This window comes from Rhizobium sp. 01T444 (assembly GCF_056398305.1).
On the sequence record NZ_JBFTPD010000030.1, the window covers coordinates 51,288 to 70,124 of the forward strand.

An 18,837-nucleotide genomic window follows, 5' to 3' on the forward strand; every position below is an offset into this window, starting at 1 on the left:
CCGAAGCAGATATCCGCTGCCTCCGCCCCTGGAGAGATGATCGGAAGTGGGTGATGCTTGCCCGCAAGAGTTCAAGTTAAAAAGGGCATGATATCGACTCCGTCACCAGGAAACACGGTGATGTGCGGATGGTCCTCGAACATTCGTGCGGCGGCATCAGCGGTTTCCGCCTGGACCACGAGATAGCCGCAGAATGGATTCACAGCTTCGGCGACGCCGTCCCTGGTTATGCGCGTCGTCTTGCCCACCATGCCGCCCCGATCAAGGATGGACGCAGCATGTTTTTCCTCCCRCGCTGCCCACTGTGCTACGCCAACGATGTCGACAGCATCCTGCTCGGCTTTGGGCATGCTTCGGAAGGACGCAAGGTCTTCGGGCTTCATGGTGTAAACGGCAAGAAAACGCGGCATTGGCGCTACCTCCTATGCTCAACGGTGTGTCAGCTTACACGCCACTCGTCGGAAATCACCTGCGTAGCCCTATAAAAATGGCGGCTTCGAGGGCGAAGCCGTATCTGGAGAGTTAGCCAGAAATGCAGACTTAGCGCCGTTGCAGTTCGGGTCTCCCCCGGAACGCCATTTCGCGAACAGAACTGGGCACTTCGGCCGAAGCCCCGCTCGCCGCCCATCACCAGACGTTCAAGAACCGTCCGCTTTCCGCGGATACTCATTTCCGTGTCGTCCACCTCGACGCCGTCGGTCACAAAGAAGGATGACGCTCGATGGAGGTGGAGATCGCCTGGACTTACCTCTTACCACTTGTTGACTCACCCGCGGTTGAACAATAACTTGCTAACTCAGTCGTTAGGCTTGTCCTCACATGACGGATCAATCTCTTCAGCGTCGCCTTGCCGCCATCGTCGTTGCCGATGTGGTCGGATATTCGCGCCTGATGGAGGCAGATGAAGTCGCAACGCTGGAGAACCTCCGGGAACTCCGTTCTGGCACTATCGAGCCGGCTGTGATGCGCCACAAAGGTCGCATCTTCAAGGTCATGGGCGACGGATTCCTGATCGAATTCGGTAGCGCGGTGGAAGCGGTCGCAGCAGCGTTGGAAATGCAACGGGCCACCGCTGCTGTCGACGCTTCCGGAGACCGGCGCCTGCTCTTGCGTATAGGCGTCAATCTGGGAGATGTCATTGACGAGGGTTCAGACGTCCTCGGCGACGGGGTCAATGTCGCGGCGCGCCTCGAGAGACAGGCCGCGCCGGGAGGCATCTGCATTTCAGCCAGCGTTCACGGCGAGATCGTCGGCAAGATCGACGACCGGTTCTTCGATGCAGGCGAACGCTACCTGAAGAACCTCACTCGCCCGGTCCACGTGTGGCATTGGCCGGATGCGCTGCAGAGCATATTGCCGCTGCCCGAAATTCCCTCGATCGCCGTATTGCCGTTCACGAACATGAGTGGGGATGAAGCGGACGCGCCTTTCGTCGACGGCTTGACTGAAGACCTGATCACCGACCTTTCCCGTACGGCTGGCCTGTTCGTCATCGCGCGCAATTCCGTCTACGGCTACAAGGGCAAGCCGGTCAACGTAAAGCTGGTCGCCCAGGAACTCGGCGTCCGCTACGTCCTGGAGGGCAGCGCCAGACGCGCAATGGGCCGTGTCCGCATCAATGCCCAATTGGTCGACACGCTTGGCGGCCGGCACTTGTGGGCCGAGAGGTTTGACAGGACGCTGGAAGATGTTTTCGAATTACAGGATGAAGTTAACGCCAAGATTGTTGAAGCCCTCGTCGGTCGGCTGACCATCCCGCCGCAGCGCAATCGGCCGAAGAGCTTTGAGGCCTACGATCTGTGTGTACGCGCCCGCCTCTTGACGGAAGAGTCGCCGCAAACCGAGCGTGAGGCCTATATGCTGCTCCAACGCGCGGTCAAGCTCGAGCCAACCTATGCCGAGGCGCTCGGTCTGCTCGCCTATAACCGTTGGCTKGCCTGGACTCATTTCGGCGAGCCCGAAGATCCCAACCGYCGGATGGCGGTGACATCAGCGCAGAAGGCGGTCGACCTGGATCCCAACGATGCCGGCTGCCGTTACGTTCTGGGGACCATTYTGGCTTATGAGCGGCGATGGGAGGAATCGGAGGCCGCCTTCGCCAAAGCCCTCGAGCTGGACCCCAACCACGCCGACACCTGGGCCGCCATGTCGGACATTTCCGTGCTGGACGGCAGGGTTGCCGACGGACTGGCGCAGATCGAAAAAGCCCTGCGGCTCAACCCCTATCCAGCCTGCTGGTATCTTTGTCATCTTGGCCAGGCGCAATACGCCGCGCGTGACTATGAGGCCGCAGCCGCGACACTCCGCAGGGAAGACACGTATCGCACCAACTCACGCAAATTTCTGGCCGCTACGCTTGCGCAATTGGGCCACCGTGAGGAGGCGCGGCGAGAAGCAGAATTGTTCCTGATCGCCCACCCTCATTTCACGATCGCCCATTGGCTCAGCTCCCAGCCGCTGCGCGATGCATCTGTACGAGATCACTTTGTCGACGGCTTCCGAAAGGCCGGCCTGCCGGAGATGTGACAGCGGGTGGGGGCAATCCCGACGCGTTTGAGGACTTGATCAACGGATATGCGCTGCGGGAGAACGGCGGTCTGGATCGCAGTGCCAAGCTTCTTCAGACGCTCCACAAAACGCGTCAACCAGCCCGAGTCTCGCATGACTTTTCCGCTGGACCGCCTTGACCAATGTCGGTCACCGCGATGAGGCCAGCATGACATCAGCACCTTCCATGACATAGGTCGCATAGCGATGGTCGCGGATCAGGCTTATCTTTTGCTCCCGCCATTCGAGCAGCATGAAATAGGAAGGACCATCAGGCGGTTCGGCTGATACCAGCAAAATTTCCCGGCCTTCCAGCCAGGCCGGTTCGATCCTGACCGGCGGATATTCGGCATAATAGGTGAAAAACCGACCGACATCGGCGGCACCAGAGATTTCCGGCCGTCGCGCCTGACGAAGCCGAACATCCTGCGCCAGCATGCGGCGCAAAGCGTCCCAGTCTCGGGCGTTGAAGAGCGCTGCAAAGTTCAGGACCTCGGGACTCGGCGGTGGCGGAACCTCGGAGCGCACGTCGGAGATGGCGCGCAATCTCGCCCGACCGCGCGACAGATGGGCCTTGACGGCATCGACACTCAGTTCCAGGAGCGCTGCGATGTCCGCAAGTGACTCTCCCAGCACATCCTTGAGGATGACAGCGCTGCGTTGCGGCACCGGCAATTCTGCAAAGTGGCCGAGGGCCACCCGCACCGCGTCCTGCCGGATCAGCGCGTCCTCCGGGCCGACGGCGCTGATATCGGCCAGATCGAAAGCCATCTCAAGTGGCTCCGATCGCAGCGTACTGCGCCGGCGCAGGGCATCTATGGCTCTGTTATGGACGATGCGAAACAGCCAGGGTCGCAGCGGCGTGCCCGGCGGGATCGAGCCAGCCGTCGCAAATACCCTGGCAAACGCGTCCTGAATCACATCCTCGCCGTCGATAACAGAACCCACCAAACGGGCAGCATAGCGGTGCAGTTCGGGGCGAAGCGCGTCCGCTTCGCTCGCGAGCGCTGCGAGCAGAGTTTTCCTCTCTTCGTCTTCGAGAGCAGCGTCTTCTGTCATTCGATGACCGTCACACCCGTATCCCCACGCACCGCGTAGACCATGGCCTCGGTAAGACCCGTCCTGCCGATCAGGTCGGCGACCATATCGCCAAAAGCCCGCGGCGTCATGTCCGGCCAGGTGGCGGCCTGTTCGGCAAATGTCCGACCCGCCGCCGCGGCATAGGCCGCGATGCCGGTATCGCCCACACCGGTTCCTGCAAACATCTGCCGGGGAACGATGACCCGGAACCGCAGACCCAGGCCGAGTTGCGCAGACAGGCTCTCGGCATATTTTGCAATGAACCATTGCGCGCGCTTGGCTCCCGCATAACCGCCCGATAGCGGCGACCCCTGCACGGCGGCTCCGCTGGAGACCAGGACGACAAGCCCGCCCGGCGTCATCGGCAAGGTCAGAGCCGCTTGTACCCAGTGCAGCGCGGCCTTGACGTCCACATTCCAGTTGGTCGTGAATGCCTCCCAGCCAATACGGTCGATCCGTTCCATGGGCGGTTCCGCACCGGCATTCATGATGACGAGATCGGGTCGCGCCTGCTCCATGATCCGCCATGCCGCGTGGACATCGGTTGCATCGGCCGATATGGCGGTGACGGTCCCTTGCTCGCCTGCCCCCCTGCGCGGCCGTCGCATTTCGGGCGACCACGGTGACGTCGGCTGCGCGAGCCACGAACGCCTCGGCGAGTCCCCTCCCCAAACCGCGGCTCCCGCCGACGACCACAATTCGCTTTCCGTCCAGATCCATCTCTCAGTCCTCATTCGGGTCGGTCCAACCGTTCGACGACGGTCGCAACTACGACGTTCCAGCGAGGCAAAAAGAGTCACTGCCATCTGCGATTTGTGGCGGCCGGCGTTTAAAGATCTGGCTCGACCGAAATTCGGCGGTGATCGATATCGGCCTGGAACGGAAGCGGCCATGGATTTCGCCCTCCCGAAACAACGGCATCCGCGAAGGCGCGGATGATTGCGCGCAATTTTCTGATATTGTACATTCGCGCAACTGCATTGAGAGCTTCCGTCCGGGGTTTATCATGCGAGGGGGAACAACGATCTGATGGGGCATCTGCGGCCCCCAGGCGCGACGATGACGACCAGAGCGTTCCCATCGCCGGCTCCGCTTTTTCGTCTATCAAGCTGATCAAGAAAAACAGCACGCTCAAACCGTGCAATCGGCTGCTCTACGGCATGTGCTCCACGCATCCCGAAATCATCACCCCAGGCGGGGAAGCGTCTTCATCCTGACCCCTGCAGCCCCGCCGCCATTCCGGAAAGGACCTGCCAGATGACCCAGGATTTCAGACTTTCCCGTCGCGGGTTTTGTCTCTGCTGCATGGCCGCCTCGACATTCGCTGCATCGGGAGGCTGGCTCACCCCAAGACAGGTATTCGCGAAGGCTCAGGGCATTGTCGACCTGATCCGCGACTCCGCCGCCAAGGACCCGATCAAGGTACATAAGGCAAGGGCCGGCGTATCGATCCTTGAAGGATCGGGCGGAAACATCGCCGTCCTGACGGGGGCGGACGGAAAGGTCCTCATCGATGGCGGCATCACCGCGTCCCGGCCCCGGATACTCGAGGCCCTGGCCCGACTTGGCAAACAGCCGATCAGTCATCTCATCAACACGCACTGGCATTTCGATCATACGGATGGAAACGCATGGCTGAACGCCGAGGGCGCGGCCATTCTGGCGCATGAAAACACTTGCAAACACCTGATGTCAGTCGTGAGGGTCGAAGACTGGGATTACGAGTTCCCGCGACCGCCGCTCGCCGCCGTGCCGTCGGAAACCGTCACCGACGAGATGTCCCTCAAGCTCGACAAATCCACCCTGATGCTGAAGCATCATCCGAATGCTCACACCGATGGCGACATCTCTGTCACCTTCGGCGAAGCAAACATCGTCCACGCCGGAGACCTCTATTGGTACGGCATCTATCCGTTCATCGACTATTCGACCGGCGGCGGGATCGACGGAATGATCAAGGCGGTCGAGGACATCCTGGCCAATGTCGCCAACGACACCATCGTCATCCCCGGTCACGGTCATCCCGTCAGCAACAAGCCGGAGCTGGTCGAGTACAGGACGATGCTGGTCGATATCCGTGGGAACGTCGCCAAACTGAAAGCCGCCGGAAAGCCGATCGACGAGGTCATTGCCGCAAAGCCTACGGCCGAGTTCGATGCGAAATGGGGGCAGTTCCTCGTTACCCCCGAATTGTTCACGCGCCTCGTCTATCATGGCGTCTGAAAAGATCGTGCAACGGGAAGCTGCCCGCGCCGTCGCGAGATGCGCAACGTCTGGGAGGAGGCATGACGAAGCATCGTATCTATTCGATCAGCGTCGCAAGCGTTTACCCCCATTATATCGCCAAGGCCGAGAAGAAGGGCCGCACCAAAGCCGAGGTCGATGAGATTATCTGCTGGCTGACGGGGCACAGCCCGGAGAGCCTGGACGATGAGCTGTCGCAGAAAACCAGTTTCGAGGATTTCTTTGCGCAGGCGCCGGCGATGAACCCTTCCCGGTCGCTGATAACAGGTGTCGTCTGCGGCGTGCGCGTCGAGGAGATCGAGGAGCCGACCATGCGGGAGATCCGCTACCTGGACAAGCTGGTCGACGAGCTCGCCAAGGGAAAGACGATGGAGAAGATCCTGCGGGCATAGCCGCGGCCGCGGCCCGCGGCTTCAGTCGACCAATCCGCATCTCAGAAGGATAACGGCGGGCTTTCAGTCTTCATTCTGGCCGGATTCGACCGTTCGACGACGGTCGCAACAACAACGTTCCAACGAGATTAAAAGAGTTATCGCCATCTGCGATTTATGGCGGGCCAGCGTCTAAAAGTGTGACTCGACCGAAATTCGACGGTGATCGACTTCGAATGGATTTCGCGCCGGCCTTGCCGATCAGGCCAACAGTCCGTGCAGCACGAGATCGACATGCGCCTTCAGGTAGGCATCCCTGTCCAGGGGCCGCCGCTCGTCGAAGAGAAGCTTGAAGAACAGGAAGGTGATGGCTGGCGCCACGACTGCATCGGAGAATGCAGCCGGCGCCGAGCGGAATTCGCCAAGCCTTACGCCGTCATCGATGAGGGACTGCATTTGCCAGTCGAGAGGATCGATGAATGCCTCGTGATGCCTGTCGACGATCTGGGGGAAGCGTGAACCTTCGGCGATAATGAACCGCATCAGTTCGCGCAATCTGCGGTCCCTGACCACGAGATCGTAGATCAGCTCGATCGTCTTCTGAAGCCGCTCCGCAGCAGTCCCCTGCTGTTCGTTTGCGCGCGCCAACAGACCTTCCAGCGGCGTCGAAATATGCCCGATCATCGCTTCGAAAAGCTGTTCCTTGGTTTCGAAGTAAACATAGACGGTTCCCTTCGTGACCCCGATCCGGCTGGCTATATCTTCGACACGCGTCGCGACATAGCCGCGCTCGACGAACTCTTCAAACGCAGCATCCAGGATCTCTATCGGGCGGCGAGCCTTTTGCTCGGCACGTGTCAGCTTCTTCGTATCAGGCATGGCTCACCTTGAGCGTTTTTCGTGGCTGGGCGTCAAGAAATTTCCATTGACTGATGGGTTAGTCAATATTATTCGTCTGCCGAACCGATGCAAGAGGTAAATCATGAAAACTGTCCTTGTTGCCGCCTGGCTGGGCGTCAGCGCAGTCGCGCTTGCCTCATGCGAAAAGCAAAGCGCGAGTGAGGCAAAGCCAAAGAATGTGGAGGCTGTCGTGGCCAAGGTCACGCCAACAGTCGAAAACAACGCCATAACAGGCGAAGTCAGCGCACGCGTCGAAAGCGACCTTTCCTTCAGGGTCAGCGGGCGCATTGTCGAGCGTCTCGTCGATGTCGGCTCATCGGTGAAGGCGGGACAGGTGCTCGCGCGCATGGACGCCGAAGAACAGAAAGCCGATCTCGGCGTCGCCACCGCCAACCTGCAATCGGCGCTTGCCCAGCAGACGCAGGCCCAGCTGGCGTTCGACCGGCAGCAGAACCTTTTCAAGACGCAGGTTGCGACCCGCGCGGCACTCGATCAAGCCCAGGAGGCGCTGCTGACGGCTGAGGGCGGCGTGAAACTGGCGCAGGCGCAATTCGATACGGCACAAGACGCGCTCTCCTATACGGAACTGCGCGCCGATGCCGATGGCGTCATCACCGCCAGAAATGCCGAGGTTGGCCAGGTCGCTCAGGCGGCGCAACTCATCTTCACGCTTGCCCATGATGGACCGCGCGACGCCGTCTTCAATGTCTTCGAGTCCCTTTATCTCGGCCGCAACCTTGAAAACACGGTCGCCGTCAGCACCCTCTCGGCGCCATCTCACAGAATAGAAGCCTCCGTGCGCGAGATCTCGCCCACGATCGACCCGTCGACCGGAACGATCAGGGTCAAGGTGGGTCTCGAAGGCACGGCGGACATGCAGCTTGGCGCACCTGTTGTCGGCTCTTTCCGCTCCGTAGCGCAGGATGCAATCGAATTGCCGTGGTCGGCCATGGCCTCGAAGAGCGGCCAGCCGGCCGTCTGGATCGTCGACCCCGCCTCATCGAGCGTGTCGCTCCACCCGATCGATGTCTCCAACTATGAGACCGGCCGCTTTGCGGTGCGCGCGGGTGTCTCCCCGGGAGACATCGTCGTCGTCGACGGCACGAAGTTCCTGCGACCAGGCGAGGTCGTCGCATACGGCAAGGGAGCCGCAGAATGAATATCCGTATCACAGCCGGCCTTGCGATCGTCGGATCACTGCTGCTGACCTCCTGCCAGAAGCAGGAAGAAGCACATGAGCAGCCGCCGCGTCCCGTCCTTTCCGTTGTCGTCAAGTCGACCGCAGCCTCCGCACTGACCCTGCCAGGCACGGTCCAGGCCAAGATCGAGACCCAGCTGGCATTTCGGGTCCTCGGACGGGTCATCGCCCGCAAGGTCAGCGTCGGCGACGTCGTGAAGAAGGGCGATGTCGTTGCTGCCATCGATCCGCTGGCGCTGGAACTTGCGGTCAGAAGTTCGCAATCCGAGCTTTCCAATGCGCAGGCGCAGCTCGCGAATGCCGCATCCACCGAGGAACGCCAGCGGTCCCTGCTCCAGAGCAGATCGGGAAGCGAGGCGGCGTACGAAGAGGCCGAACTTGGGCGCAAGAGTGCCGCTGCCGCGGTTGCCAAGGCCCAAGCCAATCTGGACAAGGCCGAGGAGCAGCTCGGATACGCGCAGCTCAGGGCGGAATTCGACGGCGTCGTGACGGCGACTTCGGCCGAAGTCGGCCAGGTCGTGGCCGCGGGCCAGAGCATTGCGACCATCGCCCGCCCTGAACAGAGCGATGCGGTGATCGACATACCGGTCGCAAGCTTCGACGGCCTCAAGGTGGGATCGCCCTTCGAGATTGCTCTCCAGCTGGACCCGACCATCCGTGCGAGCGGCGCCGTCAGGGAGATCGCACCGGAAGCCGAGGCGACGACCCGCACGCGACGCACAAAAATAACGCTCATCGATCCTCCCGCCGCGTTTCGCCTGGGCTCGGTCGTAACCGCAACCGCAACCGTCGACGCTCAGCCGACGATCCTGCTCCCCTCCTCCTCCATCCTGATCAAGGACGGAAAGCCGAACGTCTGGGTGGTCGATCCCGCTGCCGCCAAGGTTTCCATCCGCGCGATCGGGATCGACGGAGACGTCGGCGAGGGAGGCTCCGTTCGCATCGCCGGGGGCATCAGCCCGGGCGAACGCGTCGTCATTGCCGGCGTTCACAAACTAGTCGATGGCCAGGCCGTCAGAGTAGACTGAGGAAAAATCCCCGTGAAAAAATTTAACCTGTCCGACTGGGCGCTCGAACATCGTTCACTCGTCTGGTACTTCATGATCGTCTTCATTCTGGCCGGCGCCTTTTCCTATATCGGTCTCGGCCGCGAGGAAGATCCCAACTTCACTATCAAGACCATGATCATCCAGGTGCAGTGGCCTGGTGCATCAGCCGAGGAAGTGACCAAGCAAGTCACCGACCGCGTCGAAAAGAAACTCGAGGAACTGGAATCGCTCGATTTCACCCGCAGCGAGACGGTTGCCGGGCAGACGACGATCTTCGTGGAATTGCTGCCGACGACCAAGGCCAAGGATGTGAATGCCATCTGGATGCGCGTACGCAACATGATCGGCGACATCAAGGGAGATTTCCCGAGCGGCGTTATCGGGCCGTTTTTCAACGATCGTTTCGGCGATGTCTTCGGCAATATCTACGCCTTTACGAGCGACGGGCTGACACAGCGCCAGCTTCGCGATCTCGTCGAGGACGCGCGCGCAAAAGTGCTGACGGTTCCCAATGTCGGCAAGGTAGACATTATCGGCGCGCAGGACGAGGCCATCTATCTCGAATTCTCCACGCGAAAGATTGCAGCTCTCGGGCTTAACCAGCAATCGGTGATCGAGACGCTGCAGGCGCAGAATGCCGTGACGCAGTCGGGCTTCGTCGACGCCGGTCCCGAGCGCATCGCCTTGCGGGTCAGCGGCCAGTTCACTTCAGAGGAAAGCCTCAAGGCAATCAATCTTCGTGTCAACGACCGCTTCTTTCCGCTGACCGATGTCGCCACGATCAAGCGCGGCTACGTCGATCCGCCCTCCGCATTGTTCCGCTATAACGGCCAGCCGGCGATCGGGCTCGCGATCGGCATGAAGACCGGCGCAAACCTGCTTGAATTCGGTGAAGCGCTCGACAAGGAGATCGAGCAGGTCACTGCCGACCTTCCCATCGGCGTAGACGTTGAACGCGTYTCCGATCAGCCCGCCGTCGTGGAYGAGGCCGTGTCGGGCTTCACGCGTGCGCTGTTCGAGGCGATCGTCATCGTGCTTGCGATCAGCTTCATCAGCCTCGGCGTTCGGGCGGGACTCGTGGTTGCCATCTCCATTCCGCTCGTGCTGGCGATCACCTTCCTCGTCATGGCCTATACCGGCATTTCGATGCAGCGCATTTCGCTGGGCGCACTGATCATCGCCCTTGGCCTTCTGGTCGACGATGCAATGATTGCCGTGGAGATGATGGTGGCCCGCCTGGAGGTGGGTGATGATCTCCGAAAGGCGGCGACACACGTCTACACCTCGACCGCCTTCCCGATGCTGACAGGCACGCTGGTGACGGTCGCGGGCTTTATCCCCGTCGGCCTCAATACCAGTGCTGCCGGCGAGTTTACGTTCACCCTTTTCGTGGTGATCGCCGTATCGCTCCTGGTTTCATGGGTCGTCGCGGTCCTGTTCACACCCTTGCTCGGCGTGACCATCCTTCCGAAGACCATGAAATCGCATCATGAGCAGAAAGGCCGTTTCGCACGCATCTTCGCATGGCTCCTCGGCCTGGCCCTGCGCTGGCGCTGGATAACCATCGGCGCGACGGTGGCGGTGTTTGCCCTCTCCATCGGCGGCATGAGCCTGGTGCAGCAACAGTTCTTTCCCTCCTCCGACCGGCCCGAACTGATCGTCGACTGGAACCTGCCGCAGAACAGCTCCATTTCGGAGACGAACAGGCAGATGGCCAGGTTCGAAAGCGAGATGCTGGCCAACAACGGGGATATCGATCACTGGACGAGCTATGTCGGACAAGGGGCTCCCCGCTTCATCCTGTCCTATGATGTGCAGACCCCCGACGTCTCGTTCGGCCAGACGGTGATCGTCACCAAGGGGCTCGACGTTCGTGACAAGGTGAAAAGCGAGCTTCAGGCATATCTGACGAAAACCTTCCCCGGAACCGACGCCTTCGTAAAGCTTCTCGACATCGGCCCGCCGGTCGGCAAGCCCGTGCAATATCGTGTCAGCGGGCCCGACATCCAGAAGGTCCGTGATATCGCCCACCAGCTTGCCGGCATCGTCGGCCCGCATCCGCTGCTGTCCAACATGACCTTCGACTGGAACGAGCCATCGCGCGTGGTCAAGGTCGATGTGCTCCAGGACAAGGCACGCCAGCTCGGTGTCTCGTCGCAGGATATTGCAACGGCGCTCAACAGCATCGTCGAGGGATCGGCTGCCACGCAGATCCGCGATGACATCTATCTCGTCGATGTGATCGGCCGAGCCCAGACCTCGGAGCGAGGTTCGATCGAGACTCTGCAGAACCTTCAGCTTGCCGGCTCCAATGGCAATTCCGTGCCGCTGTCTGCCGTTGCGAATTTCCACTACGAACTGGAGCAGCCGACGATATGGCGGCGCACACGCACGCCGACCATCACCATCAAGGCCGCGGTGGTGGGACCGACCCAGCCGGCAACGATCGTCACCGAACTGCAGCCGAAAGTCGATGAGTTCCGCAAGGGCCTTCCGAGCGGCTATCGGATCGTCGACGGCGGTTCGGTCGAGGAAAGTGCGAAAGCGCAGGGGCCGATCGTGGCCGTAGCACCGCTGATGCTGTTCATCATGGCGACGATCCTGATGATCCAGCTGCAGAGTTTCAGCAGGCTCTTCCTGGTGTTCGCCGTTGCCCCCACCGCGCTGATCGGCGTTGTTGCAGCGCTGCTCTTCAGCAATTCGCCCATGGGGTTCGTCGCAATCCTCGGCGTCCTGGCGCTGATCGGCATTCTGATCCGCAACTCCGTCATCCTTGTCGTGCAGATAGAGCATCTTCGAAGCGAGGGCATGCCACCCTGGCAAGCCGTTATCGAAGCGACGGAGCATCGAATGCGTCCAATCATGCTGACAGCGGCCGCAGCCACGCTCGCACTGATCCCGATCTCCAGGGAAATATTCTGGGGACCGATGGCCTACGCGATGATGGGCGGCATTGTCGTCGGCACGGTCCTGACGCTGCTCTTCCTGCCCGCTCTGTATGTTGCCTGGTTTCGAATACCCCGCGAGGCCTGACAACATCAGGCCCGCCCGGATCATTCCGGGCGGGCCGTGTCCCACTGACTGACTATCCCACTAACTGACTAGGCTCAGGACCTATTAATTGGGATTGAAGACCTTCGCACCAGGGGAACCGATCTTGCGGTCGATGCGGCCATTGCCGGGACGCCGACGACGCTATCGGTCACCACGCGGTAGCCGATAGCGTCGCATTGCGGTGGACCTATTTCGCGCCGGCAGCGGATTCGATGACCGCAGCCACCTCTTCGGCGTGCGACGCCAGCGAGGCATGGCTGCCATCGACGGTCGTGACCTTGGCCTTCATCCGTTCGGCAAAGAAGGCCTGAGCGTGCGGATCGAGGAGTTGGTCCTGTGCACTGAGAACGTACCAGCTCGGCTTGACGTGCCATGCGGCAATCTTGGTGACCTCGTCGAAGGCTGTGTGATTGAGCGGCATCTGATGGGTGGCCAGATACTCGCCGATGTTCTTGGGCAAGTCGCCTGCCACGGCGCTTGGGAATACTGCGGGGTCGATGGTCAGATAGCCCTTGCCATCGGCGCGAATGGCCTTGACGCCCGCAGTCGCCGGTCCGCTTGCCGCCAGGGCCGAAACCGTTTCACCCTTGTCAGGCGCGAAGGCCGAGACATAGACCAGGGACGACACTTTGGCATTGATGCCGGCTTCGCCGATCACCACGCCAGCCCAGGAATGACCGACGAGAACGGTCGGCCCGTCCTGCGCATCGAGTGCCGCATTCGTGGCGGCGACATCGTCGGCAAGCGAGGTCAGCGGATTCTTGACGGCGGTCACCTTGTAGCCCTTGGCCGTCAGAATGGCGGCGACGCCATTCCAGCTCGTCTCGTCGACGAAGGCGCCGTGAACCAGCACGATGTTCTTGATGACGCCGGCGGGAAGCGTCGGCTGAGCGGAAGCCGGCGCAGCACCGAAAACGGCGGTGGACAGCATGAGGGCGGAGAAAATGAGGTTTTTCATCTGAGGCACCATTGAGTTGCATTTGCTGCGGGGTTGATTTCAGTCCGGATAATCTGCAATATTGCTGGCCATCGGCAGTTTTGACAGAACCATCCGATCATTTTTCATAGGCTTCTGTATGTTCAGTATTTTATTCGCTGAACACACCCAAAACGTAGGATTTGAAGCGATGAAACGCCATGACCCGAACTCCGCAAGTCATGCTCCATCGTCCGGAAATGCGGGCATGCTTGCGGCCCGGATCGATCTCCTGTCGCAGATGCTGACACTGATCAGGCTTGAGGGAGAGCTGGTGTTCGCGGCGGAGCTGACACAACCTTGGGCGTTGCGCTTCGAGCCCGGATCGGCCTATTTTTTCGTCGTTCTCGAGGGCGAGCTGACAGTTCTGGCTGCCGACGGGCCACCGGTCCGCGCCGTGACCGGTGATCTGGTCATGCTACCGCGCGGCGTGGGGCATATCCTGAGCGACGACGGCGGTTCAGCCGCGACGGCGGTGAGCCAACTGATGGGCGAGCAGTTCACGACCGAGCGGCTGAGCATGAGGCACGGCGGCGATGGCACCCGAACCGAACTTATCGCGGGAGCTTTTCATTTCGCGAACGAGTCCGTGCCCTGGGTCGTCTCGTCGCTCCCGGCCGTGATCCACATCCCGAAGGCGGGAGGCCAGACGGCAAAGTGGGCGGAGGGTCTCGCCCATTTCATGATGGTCGAGGCGCAGGAGGTCCATCCCGGCTCGTCGATCATGATCTCGCGGCTCATCGACGTGCTGGTCATCCGCATCCTGCGCAGCTGGGTGCAGACGGAAAAGGCCGGTGATACCGGCTGGCTGGGGGCGCTGGCCGATCCGCGCATCAGCCGCGCCCTGAAAGCCATTCACGACGAGCCGTTCCGGCGCTGGAGCGTGGTCGAGCTTGCGCATGTGGCGGGCATGTCGCGCTCGAGCTTTGCCGAACGCTTCTCCGCGCTGGTCAAGGAAGCGCCGCTTTCCTATCAGAGCCGGTGGCGGCTGACGCTTGCGCTCGGCATGTTGCGTCATGCCGATTCAAGGGTTAGTGATGTGGCGCGACAGGTCGGCTACGATTCCGACGCGGCATTCAGCAGGGCCTTCAAAGCACAGTTCGGCATTGCTCCAGTGCATGCCAGGCTGRCCACTCCGCCGGAGCTGCAACCGAGCCACGTTCAATCTGACGGCTAGGTTGAGGGCTCATCTTCCGGCTCCGATTTAACGAGTACTGACCCTAGTCTAAAAGCGGTCGGCGGTCATTCGTAGCGGTGCGTTTCAAGCGCGATGGGCAATCGACTACGGCCGATTGTTTTCGATTTCCGGCGCCGATCCATTCCGATGACGGCTTCGGCATCGTAGGGGATGCACCTTGATTGCAACCTCCTACTTGATGACCTTCACGTTGGCCACGCCCTCTTCGACGGGGCTCCGCAGAATGAAGCTGTCACTGCCGACGTATCCTGACTGCGATGTGTAATAGACTGCGACCCCGTTCGCTTTGACTTTATCGCATTTCATCTTTTTGCCGTGTGAATTGGCGACAACCAGCTGGTGGAGAATGTCGATGCGACCGTGCTTGGGCTGCTCCACGATATCTATATCAGGGTACGCAACAAACTCGCAGCCGCCATTGAGTTGAACGTTCTCAAACACCAGTTTCTTTTCGCCGCTGCGTGCTGTTACGGGGTGGGATTCGCGTTTGGATTCCGACGTCGTCATGCAGTTCGAACGTGAAATCGCCGCGGCTGCCAATATCGAATATGCAAAGATATTTTTGCACTATAAATCCTCAACTTTTGCTTGAACAAACATTGAATATTTCGGGGAGTCAAGCAGAGTGCAGGCTCAAATCCGGCAGTCTCTCCTGCTTCTAAACATTGGTGAGGTTCGATCTTGAAAAGACGCGTCAAGGCGTGTGTGTTCTCGCTTGCAGCAGGGATCGGGTTGCTGGCAGCGGGCATGGGAAATGCCGATGACATTCCTTTTTTCGTCAGCCGTGATGTCCCCGATTACAGGGCACTGATGACGGTTCGAGAGGCCGATCGCCCCACAAATACACATTTGCGCTCGGTTCTTCATCATCATGGATGGACAAGGGTCGAAGAGCATTGGAGCCACGGGACACGCGTTTCCTATGGAAGCTTCTTCGATAGCGTCTTGTTGTCGACATGGAAGGCTCATGACGACGAAGACGTTACTGATATGACCATTACAAAGGTCGCGCCGCTACGTAGGGGCATCAGCGTTAAGAACACGAAGGAAGTTGGGACTGCCATCCACCCGGCCGGTGAAGCTTGCAAATGGTGGGAGGTCATCGACAAGTCCGAGCTGAAGGGGACTTTCGGACCCTTCGCCTACAGCTGCCTATCACGTGATGGTATTGAAGTTGCCACAAAGGGGTTGATAAAGCGCAAGGAGCCTTACGGCGAAACGCAACTGATCAAACTGGAACGAACACCTGTCGCGGAATCGGAAATCAGACCTCCCAAGCGGCTCGTCGATCCTGCATTCTGGCTGAAGCCGCTCAGGAATTATCCGAATAGACCTGCAAATCTTCCCGATTTTGAAGCGAGAATGATCGGCGACCGGTCGGAGAAAAGAGTGCTCAGGCACTATCCCTGGCGATTTGAAGAAGAGCGCGGCAGCGATGGAAGGGTGGTGTTTTTGGTCTGGAACATGCTCGACGATCAAAGATTGACTGTCGGTTATTCCAAAAACGAGCGTCATTTCGAGGCTCGTCGCTCATCGATTGATTTTCGGCCATCAAGTAACCTTATCGGTATTGAGATCGGTCCGACCGACTTAAAAAAGAGCGGTCGTTACCTTGGAGAGTCCTGTGCCTGGTTCGAAACAACGCACCTAGCTGATGCGGGCAGGAGCGAATGTCTGACGCCGGATGGTGTGGCGCTGAAAGTCGAGTTCAGCTCGTGGGTGGGTCTCGGTGAAAACTATACCGCCGTCGAGGTCAAGCGTCGCCCCGTCGACCTCAAGGAGATGATTCCGCCGCCGGAATTGATCGATCCGTCATCATGGGGATTCACCGTCAGCGACTGATCTGTCGAGTGCCAGGTTTACTTAACCACCCTCACGCTCAACACGCCTTCTTTAGTGTAAGTCGCCGTTCGACTTCCGCTCAAAGGACGCGATCGGGCTGGCTGCAGCCGCACTAGCGGCCGACTGCGGAGCCAAGGCTCTCAAGCGCCTCGCGCACCCGCCCGCGCGCCTGCTCCGGAAGGCCGAGCACCGGGCGTGGCGGCGAAAACCGGCCGAGGCCGAGGAGATCGGCAATGGTGTACATGACGCGGAAACTGCCGAATTCCTTAAACAGCGCCCAGAGCGGCGCGAAGGCATCGTTGATGCGCGCAGTCTCTGCCGCCTCGCCCGCCTGCGCAGCCCTCGTCAGCTTCAGCGCCTCGGCGGGCAGCAGGCCCGCAACCACGCCGTACCAGCCATCGGCGCCCGCCAGCAACGCATCCGCAGCACCCCAGTCGCCGCTATAGCCGACCGCGAAACCGTCAGACGTCACCGCGCGGAGACTCTTAATCTCGGCTGCGAAATCGCCATTGGCGGGCAGCGGCATCTTCACCGCCTTGACGGTCCCAAGCCTGGAAAGCCGGGCGATCAGCTCGACGCTGAAGGTGAATTTCGTCATGCCCGGATTGTTGTAGATGCAGAGCGGCAACTGCCCGACATCGGCCACGGCTGCAAAATGCTCGTAGACCTCGTCATCGGTGAGCGGCGTATAGGAGACCGGCGCCAGCAGCAGGCCATCCGCCCCGAGCGCCCGTGCATCATCAGCCAGGGCCTGCGCCTCATCTGTGCGAAGCGCTCCGACGCCGACGATGACGGGGATCTTGCCGCCGACAGCAGACATCGCCGTTTCCACCGCCCGGCGTCGCTGATCGCGCGACAGGAAGGCGTAACCGCCGGTGCTGCCGAGCAACCCGATGGAATCGGCACCCGCGGCCTGAATGCGGGCAAGCAAGGTGGCGAGCGCGCCGGTATCGACGATGCCGGAGGCATCAGCTGGCGTGATCGGAAAGGCGGAAAGACCGTGAAAAAGCGGCATCGGGAACGTCCTCTTTATGCGCGCGACAGCAGGAGCTTCATGCCGGCCGCCCCGAAGACGAGCGCCAGCGTGCCCTCGATCCAACGGCGCGCATGGCGATACATGCGGATCATCGGCGCGGTGGAGAAGACCAGCGCATAACCGCAGAAGATCGTGATGCTGAGAATAGCGCAGCCCGCAAGGATGACGGCGACCGTCGTCGGCGTGGCACCCGGTCCGAGGCCGAGCGTCATGGTCGCGATCCAGCCGAGCAGCGCCTTCGGGTTGGTCAGATGCATCAGCAACCCGCGGCGATAGAGGCTGAAGCCCGAAGCCGGCCTGATGGCATCGAGCGGCCTGCCCTTCTTCTCGTCAGAGGTCATGGCAGATTTGCCGGCCTTGTACGCGAGAAACAGCAGGTACAAACCGCCTGCTATCTTCAGGATGATCAGTGCCTGCGCATATTGCGCCAGAATGGCGGAAACGCCGGTCGCCGCCATCGAGCCCCAGAAGAGCGAGCCGCTGACCACACCAGCGGCAATCATCAGCGCCGACTGGCGCCCTTGATGCATGGCGACACCCATGATGCGCATATTGCTGGGGCCTGGGCTTGCGGCGGCGATGATATAGGCGGTGAAGACGAGGGCGAGATGATGCGGGTCGACTGACATTCTGATTTCCCAAATTCGAATGCGCTTGGGGCGTATGCAGCCGTCACATGCCGTTCAGGAGCTTGAACGCGATCAGCCACATCACGCAAGCGATGATGGTTTCGAGAATGCGCCAGGAAACCGGCCGTGAAAAGATGGGGCGAAGCCAGGCCGCACCATATCCCAGCGAAAAAAAGAACAGGAAGGAGCCCGTCACGGCCCCCGCGGCAAAGGCTGCCTGATGGCCGGCAAAACGCGTCGAGATCGTACCGAGCAGGATCACCGTATCGAGATAGACATGCGGATTGAGCCAGGTGAGCGCCAGGCACATGGCCATGGTCTTGCCGAAGCTTGCCCCCGCCCCGTTTGAAACCTGTAATGCGCCCGAAGACCACACTGCCGAATAGAGGCTTTTCGCCCCATACCAGATGAGGAATGCCGCCCCGCCATAGCGCATGACCGGATCGAGCCAGGGCATGAGGTTCACCACCTGCGCCAGGCTGGTGACGCCGACGACGATCAGGATCGCATCTGATAGAGCACAGGCAAGGCAGACGGCAAACACATATTCATTGCGCAGCCCTTGGCGCAGAATGAAGGCATTCTGCGCGCCGATCGCCACGATCAGGCTGAGGCCGGCGGCCAGGCCGGTGAAATAAGTCGTAAAGTTCATGATATCAGAGGTTTCCGTCGCGTTGTTGAGACGCTCGATAGACGGATCGGCCACATTAAGC

At 60.5% G+C, this 18,837-nt stretch carries 16 protein-coding genes and 1 pseudogene; 8 read left to right on the plus strand and 9 right to left on the minus strand.

All coding sequences use genetic code 11. From position 1 onward, the window contains the following. Window positions 1-71: 71 nt before the first annotated feature. The gene (locus AC1DTN_RS29745) at window positions 72-410 is read right to left on the minus strand and encodes a hypothetical protein (RefSeq protein ID WP_477923808.1); all 339 of its coding nucleotides are present in this window, start codon (window positions 408-410) and stop codon (window positions 72-74) included. A 409-nt stretch (window positions 411-819) separates the two neighbouring features. Between AC1DTN_RS29745 and AC1DTN_RS29750 the strand changes: the two genes are divergently transcribed. Further along, window positions 820-2,526, plus strand: a complete 1,707-nt coding sequence (locus tag AC1DTN_RS29750) for an adenylate/guanylate cyclase domain-containing protein (protein WP_477923809.1) — start codon at window positions 820-822, stop codon at window positions 2,524-2,526. 171 nt (window positions 2,527-2,697) lie between these two features. Here the strand turns inward: AC1DTN_RS29750 and AC1DTN_RS29755 are convergent, their stop codons facing one another. After that, on the minus strand, window positions 2,698-3,606 hold the full coding sequence (locus tag AC1DTN_RS29755; RefSeq protein ID WP_477923810.1) for an RNA polymerase sigma factor: 909 nt from the start codon (window positions 3,604-3,606) through the stop codon (window positions 2,698-2,700). Then, window positions 3,603-4,347: pseudogene (locus tag AC1DTN_RS29760) on the minus strand (SDR family NAD(P)-dependent oxidoreductase). The gene AC1DTN_RS29755 and the pseudogene AC1DTN_RS29760 overlap by 4 nt, the downstream one beginning before the upstream one ends. Before the next feature lie 537 nt (window positions 4,348-4,884). Here AC1DTN_RS29760 and AC1DTN_RS29765 point away from each other — a divergent pair. Continuing rightward, entirely contained in the window at window positions 4,885-5,850 is a 966-nt protein-coding gene (locus AC1DTN_RS29765) for an MBL fold metallo-hydrolase (protein WP_310388425.1), read from the plus strand. A 62-nt stretch (window positions 5,851-5,912) separates the two neighbouring features. Beyond that, entirely contained in the window at window positions 5,913-6,263 is a 351-nt protein-coding gene (locus AC1DTN_RS29770) for a DUF2200 domain-containing protein (protein ID WP_310388427.1), read from the plus strand. Between the two features lie 240 nt (window positions 6,264-6,503). Here AC1DTN_RS29770 and AC1DTN_RS29775 read toward each other — a convergent pair whose 3' ends face one another. After that, window positions 6,504-7,121: a TetR/AcrR family transcriptional regulator gene (locus AC1DTN_RS29775; RefSeq protein ID WP_310388429.1), complete on the minus strand. Its 618-nt coding sequence runs from the start codon at window positions 7,119-7,121 to the stop codon at window positions 6,504-6,506. A 103-nt stretch (window positions 7,122-7,224) separates the two neighbouring features. Between AC1DTN_RS29775 and AC1DTN_RS29780 the strand changes: the two genes are divergently transcribed. Genes AC1DTN_RS29780 through AC1DTN_RS29790 form a run of 3 tightly spaced genes read left to right on the plus strand, consistent with a single transcriptional unit; the run spans window position 7,225 to window position 12,422 of the window. Continuing rightward, the gene (locus AC1DTN_RS29780; RefSeq protein WP_310388431.1) at window positions 7,225-8,301 is read left to right on the plus strand and encodes an efflux RND transporter periplasmic adaptor subunit; all 1,077 of its coding nucleotides are present in this window, start codon (window positions 7,225-7,227) and stop codon (window positions 8,299-8,301) included. Continuing rightward, on the plus strand, window positions 8,298-9,368 hold the full coding sequence (locus tag AC1DTN_RS29785) for an efflux RND transporter periplasmic adaptor subunit (protein WP_310388434.1): 1,071 nt from the start codon (window positions 8,298-8,300) through the stop codon (window positions 9,366-9,368). Before AC1DTN_RS29780 ends, AC1DTN_RS29785 begins: the two co-directional genes overlap by 4 nt. Window positions 9,369-9,380: 12 nt before the next feature. Next, the gene (locus AC1DTN_RS29790) at window positions 9,381-12,422 is read left to right on the plus strand and encodes an efflux RND transporter permease subunit (protein WP_477923812.1); all 3,042 of its coding nucleotides are present in this window, start codon (window positions 9,381-9,383) and stop codon (window positions 12,420-12,422) included. 208 nt (window positions 12,423-12,630) lie between these two features. Here the strand turns inward: AC1DTN_RS29790 and AC1DTN_RS29795 are convergent, their stop codons facing one another. Then, window positions 12,631-13,401: an alpha/beta fold hydrolase gene (locus AC1DTN_RS29795; protein ID WP_477923813.1), complete on the minus strand. Its 771-nt coding sequence runs from the start codon at window positions 13,399-13,401 to the stop codon at window positions 12,631-12,633. Window positions 13,402-13,570: 169 nt separating this feature from the next. Between AC1DTN_RS29795 and AC1DTN_RS29800 the strand changes: the two genes are divergently transcribed. Next, window positions 13,571-14,596 (plus strand): AraC family transcriptional regulator, encoded by a 1,026-nt coding sequence (locus AC1DTN_RS29800; RefSeq protein WP_477923838.1) that lies wholly within the window; start codon window positions 13,571-13,573, stop codon window positions 14,594-14,596. 192 nt (window positions 14,597-14,788) lie between these two features. Here the strand turns inward: AC1DTN_RS29800 and AC1DTN_RS29805 are convergent, their stop codons facing one another. Beyond that, entirely contained in the window at window positions 14,789-15,124 is a 336-nt protein-coding gene (locus AC1DTN_RS29805; protein WP_477923815.1) for a hypothetical protein, read from the minus strand. 174 nt (window positions 15,125-15,298) lie between these two features. Here AC1DTN_RS29805 and AC1DTN_RS29810 point away from each other — a divergent pair, with 174 nt between their 5' ends. Next, the gene (locus tag AC1DTN_RS29810) at window positions 15,299-16,459 is read left to right on the plus strand and encodes a hypothetical protein (RefSeq protein WP_477923816.1); all 1,161 of its coding nucleotides are present in this window, start codon (window positions 15,299-15,301) and stop codon (window positions 16,457-16,459) included. A gap of 112 nt (window positions 16,460-16,571) precedes the next feature. On the opposite strand, the gene AC1DTN_RS29815 is transcribed toward AC1DTN_RS29810, so the two are convergent. Genes AC1DTN_RS29815 through AC1DTN_RS29825 form a run of 3 tightly spaced genes read right to left on the minus strand, consistent with a single transcriptional unit; the run spans window position 16,572 to window position 18,776 of the window. Then, window positions 16,572-17,474: a dihydrodipicolinate synthase family protein gene (locus AC1DTN_RS29815; RefSeq protein WP_477923818.1), complete on the minus strand. Its 903-nt coding sequence runs from the start codon at window positions 17,472-17,474 to the stop codon at window positions 16,572-16,574. 14 nt (window positions 17,475-17,488) lie between these two features. After that, a complete protein-coding gene (locus AC1DTN_RS29820) occupies window positions 17,489-18,124 on the minus strand; it encodes a LysE family translocator (protein ID WP_477923820.1) in 636 nt (211 codons plus the stop codon). Between the two features lie 43 nt (window positions 18,125-18,167). Continuing rightward, window positions 18,168-18,776, minus strand: coding sequence for a LysE/ArgO family amino acid transporter (locus AC1DTN_RS29825; RefSeq protein WP_477923821.1), 609 nt, complete (start codon window positions 18,774-18,776; stop codon window positions 18,168-18,170). Between the last annotated feature and the right edge of the window lie 61 nt (window positions 18,777-18,837).